This is a genomic window from Candidatus Rokuibacteriota bacterium (genome assembly GCA_016209385.1).
Classification (GTDB): domain Bacteria; phylum Methylomirabilota; class Methylomirabilia; order Rokubacteriales; family CSP1-6; genus JACQWB01.
The window spans coordinates 1-5,243 of sequence record JACQWB010000210.1; the positions used below are offsets into that span (position 1 = coordinate 1).

A 5,243-nucleotide genomic window follows, 5' to 3' on the forward strand; every position below is an offset into this window, starting at 1 on the left:
CGCCCGGCCCGTTTACTTCACACCCCATCACCGCGACGTGGATGTTGGCGTTGACCCCCTTGAGGCGGTCTTCGACGCCACGCGCGAGCTTGACGAGGTCCACGTCGGCGCGGCCGCACGAGGGGCACGCGACGAACGTGAGTCCCTGCTTCCGGAGCCCGAGGGCCTTCAGGATCTCGATCCCGACGCGCACTTCCTCCACCGGATCGGCAGCCAGCGACACCCGGATCGTGTCTCCGATCCCTTCCGACAGGAGCGTGCCGATACCCAGCGCCGATTTGATGGTCCCCACGGTCGGCGTCCCGGCCTCGGTGACGCCAAGGTGGAACGGGTAGTCGACCTGATCCGCCAGCATCCGGTAGGCCTCGATCATCATGGCCGGGTCGGAGGCCTTGAGCGAGATCTTCATCTCCGGGTAGCCGCAGTCCTCCAAGATCCTGATGTGACGGAGCGCGGATTCGACCATGCCTTGGGCCGTGGGCCCGCCGTACTTCGCCAGCAGGTCCTTCTCCAGCGAGCCTGCGTTCACCCCGATCCGGACGGGAATCTTCCGCTCCCGGGCGACCTTCACCACGTCCATCACGAACTGCTTGCCGCCGATGTTGCCCGGGTTGAGGCGGAGCCCGTCCACGCCCTGCTCGAGAGCCATCAGCGCCAGCTTGTAGTTGAAGTGGATGTCGGCGACGAGCGGGATGCGGATCTGCTTGCGGATCTCCCCGAGCTTCTCGGCCGCTTCTTTGACCGGGACCGCCACCCGCACGATGTCGCAGCCCGCCGCTTCCAGCGCCCAGATCTGGAGGAGCGTGGCCTCGACATCCCGCGTGTCGGTCTTCGTCATGGACTGCACGGTGATGGGAGCGTCGCCGCCCACTGTGACGGCCCCCAACTGGATCTGCCTGGTCCTGCGTCGTGGGGTCATGGCCGCTCCTACCTGAGGAACCTAAAGAAGTGATCGGCGTTTTTCACCAGGTCATTGTATACGGCGAACACCATCAGGAGCAGCAGGAGGAAGAAGCCGACCTGCTGGGCGAGCTCGCGCTTCCTGAGCGAGAGGGGACGACCGAGGACCGCCTCGATGGCGAAGAAGAGCAGATGCCCTCCGTCGAGAACCGGGACCGGCAGCAGGTTCAGCAGCGCCAGGTTCACGCTGATGACCGCGGTGAAGAAGGCGAGGCTCGTGATCCCCTGCCTGGCCTGCTCCCCCGCCGTCACCGCGATCTGGATCGGGCCGCCGATGGTGGATACCGGGAGCTGGCCGGTGACGAGCTTCCAGAGGCCGATGGCCGTGAGCCACGTCATCTCGGCGGTCCGCGCCAGCCCGTCGCCGACTGCCACGATCGGGTTGGAGCGGACGAAGGTCACCATGGGGAGCGGGCTGATCCCGATCCGCCCGACCTCGATCTCCTCTCCGCCAGGCCCTCGCTCCTTGGTGGGTTGCGGCGTCACCGCCAGCGTCAGCCTCTGGCCCGCCCGCTCGAGGGTGAGGTGCACCGGCCGGCCGGGCCGCTTGCGGATCTCCTCCGCCAGCTCGTCCCAGGACGCGATCGGCGCGCCGTCAAGCGCCACCACGCTGTCTCCCCCCTGGAGCCCGGCCTGGGCGGCGGGGTATCCCGCTAGCACCTCGCCGATCTTCGCCGGCGTGAAGGGCCGCGCGCCGAGGTCCCAACTCTCGCGCTCGTCGCCGAAGATGTCGCGCACCTTGGTCCTGACCGGGATGAGCGCGACCTTGCGCTCCTCGCCCCCACGGAGCACGACGATCTGGATCGTCTCCCCGCGAGCCGCGAGGACCACCCTGAAGAGGTCCTCCCAGTTGGTCACGGGCCGCCCTTCCGCCGCGACGACCCGATCACCGGTTCGAAGCCCGGCCTCTGCCGCCGGGCCGCCGGGCTGAATCCGGCCGAGCACGGGCGGCAGGACGGGCCGCCCTTGAACGACGAACACGCTCGCGAGGATCGCGGCTGCCAGGACAAAGTTCATCCCCGGCCCGGCGAAGACGATCAGGGCCCGGGCCCAGAGCGGCTTGAGGGAGAAGGACTTGGCCGGGTCCACCGTGGCCGAGCCGCCGCCCTCGAGGGGGTTCTCCTCCCCCATCATCTTCACGTACCCCCCCATCGGGATGACCGAGAGGCAGTACTCGGTCTCCTTGCTGCGCCAGCGGAGCAGCACCGGGCCGAAGCCGATGGAGAAGCGCTCGACCCCGACCCCGGCCCATCGAGCCATCACGAAGTGCCCCAGCTCGTGGATCAGGATCAGAAGCCCGACGACGACGACGAAGGAGACGAGGGTGGTCACGCAAATGCCTCCGTGCTCAACGCGATCGGTCGGAGCCGACGGGCGCCGGCTGCCGTAGCAGCTCCTCGCGGACGAAGCGGCGAGTCTCGAGATCCACCGCCACGCACTCTTCGATCGTGGCCGGCCCCCGCGGAGGCTCGTGACTCAGGGCCTCCGCGATCAGCTGGGGGATCTGGGTGAACCGGACCTTCCCATCCAGGAACGCGGCCACCGCGACCTCGTTGGCCGCGTTCAGGATCACCGGCGCCGCACCGCCCAGGGCCAGGGCCCGGCGGGCCAGCGCCAGGCACGGGAACTTCTCCGTATCCGGCTCGTAGAAGGTTAGCGCCCCGACGCGCGCGAGGTCCAGCGGCGCCGCCGGGGAGCGGCGCCGCTCGGGAAACGTCAGCGCGTACAGGATCGGAATGGCCATGTCGGCGACGCCCAGCTGGGCGATCATCGAGCCGTCGATGTACTCCACCATGGAGTGAACGATGGACTGGGGATGGATCACCACGTGGATCTGGTCGGGGACCAGATCGAAGAGCCAGCGCGCCTCGATGATCTCCAGCCCCTTGTTCATCAGTGTGGCGGAGTCGATCGTGATCTTGGCTCCCATCTTCCACGTGGGGTGATTGAGCGCGTCTGCCACGCTCACGTGCGCCAGCTGCTCAGCCGAATACTCCCGGAAGGGCCCGCCCGACGCCGTGAGCAGGATCCGCCGCACCTCGGCGCGGTTGTGGCCCAGCAGGCACTGGAAGATGGCGCTGTGCTCCGAGTCCACCGGGAGGAGGGGGACGCCTTTCGCGTGAGCCGCGGCTGTCATCAGCGCCCCCGCCATCACCAGCACTTCCTTGTTGGCGAGCGCCACGGCGCGCCCGGCCTGGATCGCGGCCATTGTCGGGAGCAATCCGGCCGCACCGACCAGGGCCGAGAGGACGACGTCGGCCTCGACCTCGGAGGCGAGGGCGACGAGGCCGTCGGGACCCGCGAGGATCTCGGGACGGGGCGCCGGGAGCTGTCGGCTCAGGGCGTCCGCGGCTCGATGCTCGAGAACCGCCACAGCGCGCGGCCGGTGACGCCGGCAGAGCTGGGCGAGGAGATCTACGTTGGAGCCGCGCGCGGCGAGCCCCTCCACCCGAAACGCGCTGGGGAAGGCCTCGACCAGCTCGAGGGCCCGGCGCCCCACGGACCCCGTCGCGCCGAGTAGCGTCAGCCGTTTCACGCCCGCGCGTCCTATGCCGCGAAGAGCCGCGCGTAGTAGTAGAGCGCGGGGGTGTTGAACAGGAGACTGTCCAGCCGGTCCAACAGCCCGCCGTGGCCCGGGATGAGCCCGCCCGTGTCCTTGGCGCCCACGCTCCGTTTGAGGACGGACTCCACCAGGTCGCCGCACTGGCCCACCACCCCCAGCAGGAGGCCCACCACCACCGCCTCGCCCAGGCCCAGCTCGGCGAAGAACGACGCGTAAACCGCCATCGCCGTGAGGACCGAGACCAGAAGCTGGGCAAGCGCGCCTTCCAGGGTCTTCTGCGGACTGATCACGGGCGCGAGCTTTGTCCGGCCGAGCGTCGAACCCACCACGTAGGCCGCTGTCTCTCCCATCCAGGTCACGCAGACGAGCAGCAGGACCCAGTCGGCACCGGCGGGCAGATCGCGGAGCCAGAAGCCGTAGCCCAGCAACCAGTTCACGTAACAGATCCCGAACACGGTTACCGCCGTCGGCTCCCACGCAATGCGCCCGCCCCGAGGCCGTCGGATCGCGGCGAGAAGCACCGCGAGCAGCACGACCGTGAAGGCGGCCCGCTCGGAGACGGGGAGCGCGAAGCTTGCCGTGACCACGCTGCCGCCCACGAGCCCAAGGACCCGGAAGCTTCGCACCCCGGCGCGCTCGAACATGCCGGTGAACTCCCACTGCGCGACCGCGGCGACCACGACGACCGTCGCCCCGAAGAGCCACAGGGGGCCGAGCATCACGATCCCGACGAAGGCAGGCAGCAGGATCAGTGTGCTCAGGACACGCTTGAGCAGTGCCGCGCCGGGCGGCGGCGCAGCGGCCTCCACCGAGCCGGGCAGCGGCACCCCTTCCGCCCGCGCCATCACACGCCTCCGAACCGGCGCTCGCGACGCTGAAAGTCGGCGACGGCGAGGTAGAGCTCGCGGGGGCCGAAGTCGGGCCAGCGCGTCGATGTGACCCAGAGCTCGGTGTACGCGATCTGCCACAGGAGGAAGTTGGAGACCCGCATCTCCCCGCTGGTCCGGATGAGCAGATCGGGGTCCGGAACCCCGTCGGTGTAGAGGGCACGCGCGAGCCGGCGCTCGTCGATCTCCTCAGGGGTGATCTCGCCGCGCTGCACCTGGCGGGCGAGGGCCCGGGACGCGTCCACCAGCTCGTCCCTGCCGCCGTAATTGAAGGCCATGATCAGCGTCATCCCGCTATTCTGCGCGGTCGTCGCCACCGCCCGATCGATTCCCCGCCTGACCGGAGACGGGACGTTGTCCCACCTTCCGATCACGCGAAGCCTGACGTTGTTCGCCATCAGCTCTGGGACCTCGCGGTCGATCGAACGCTCGAGCAGGCTCATGAGCGTTGCGACCTCGTTGGAGGGCCGGCTCCAGTTCTCGGACGAGAAGGCGAAGAGGGTCAGGTATCGGATCCCCAGCTCGCTCGCCGCGCGCACCACCGCCCGGGCCGCCTTCACCCCTTCCCGGTGACCCGCCACCCGGGGAAGCCCGCGCTCCCGCGCCCACCGGCCGTTGCCGTCCATGATGATCGCCACGTGCTGAGGGACCGGGCGCGCCTTCACCCGCTCGAGGAGCTCGCGTTCGCTCAGGGCTGACGCGACAGCGACGCCACGGGTTCGGGTGAGCGTCATGGTGCGATTATCTTACTCAAAAGGCCGGAGCGATCAACCGCCCAGGATCTCCTGCTCCTTCTTCTTCAGGAGCTCGTCCGCCCGCTGGATGAACTTGTC

At 69.1% G+C, this 5,243-nt stretch carries 5 protein-coding genes; all 5 read right to left on the bottom strand.

Annotated elements, in window-relative coordinates; genetic code table 11:
- Nucleotides 1-919, bottom strand: a 919-nt coding sequence (gene ispG, locus HY726_15495; GenBank protein MBI4610400.1) for a flavodoxin-dependent (E)-4-hydroxy-3-methylbut-2-enyl-diphosphate synthase, incomplete at its 3' end; no start/stop codon positions are given.
- 8 nt (nt 920-927) lie between these two features.
- The gene (gene rseP / locus HY726_15500) at nt 928-2,292 is read right to left on the bottom strand and encodes an RIP metalloprotease RseP (GenBank protein MBI4610401.1); all 1,365 of its coding nucleotides are present in this window, start codon (nt 2,290-2,292) and stop codon (nt 928-930) included.
- 16 nt (nt 2,293-2,308) lie between these two features.
- On the bottom strand, nt 2,309-3,511 hold the full coding sequence (locus tag HY726_15505; protein ID MBI4610402.1) for a 1-deoxy-D-xylulose-5-phosphate reductoisomerase: 1,203 nt from the start codon (nt 3,509-3,511) through the stop codon (nt 2,309-2,311).
- Entirely contained in the window at nt 3,508-4,368 is an 861-nt protein-coding gene (locus HY726_15510) for a phosphatidate cytidylyltransferase (protein ID MBI4610403.1), read from the bottom strand. Before HY726_15510 ends, HY726_15505 begins: the two co-directional genes overlap by 4 nt.
- A complete protein-coding gene (locus HY726_15515; protein MBI4610404.1) occupies nt 4,368-5,144 on the bottom strand; it encodes an isoprenyl transferase in 777 nt (258 codons plus the stop codon). The genes HY726_15510 and HY726_15515 overlap by 1 nt, the downstream gene beginning before the upstream one ends.
- Nucleotides 5,145-5,243 lie beyond the last annotated feature (99 nt).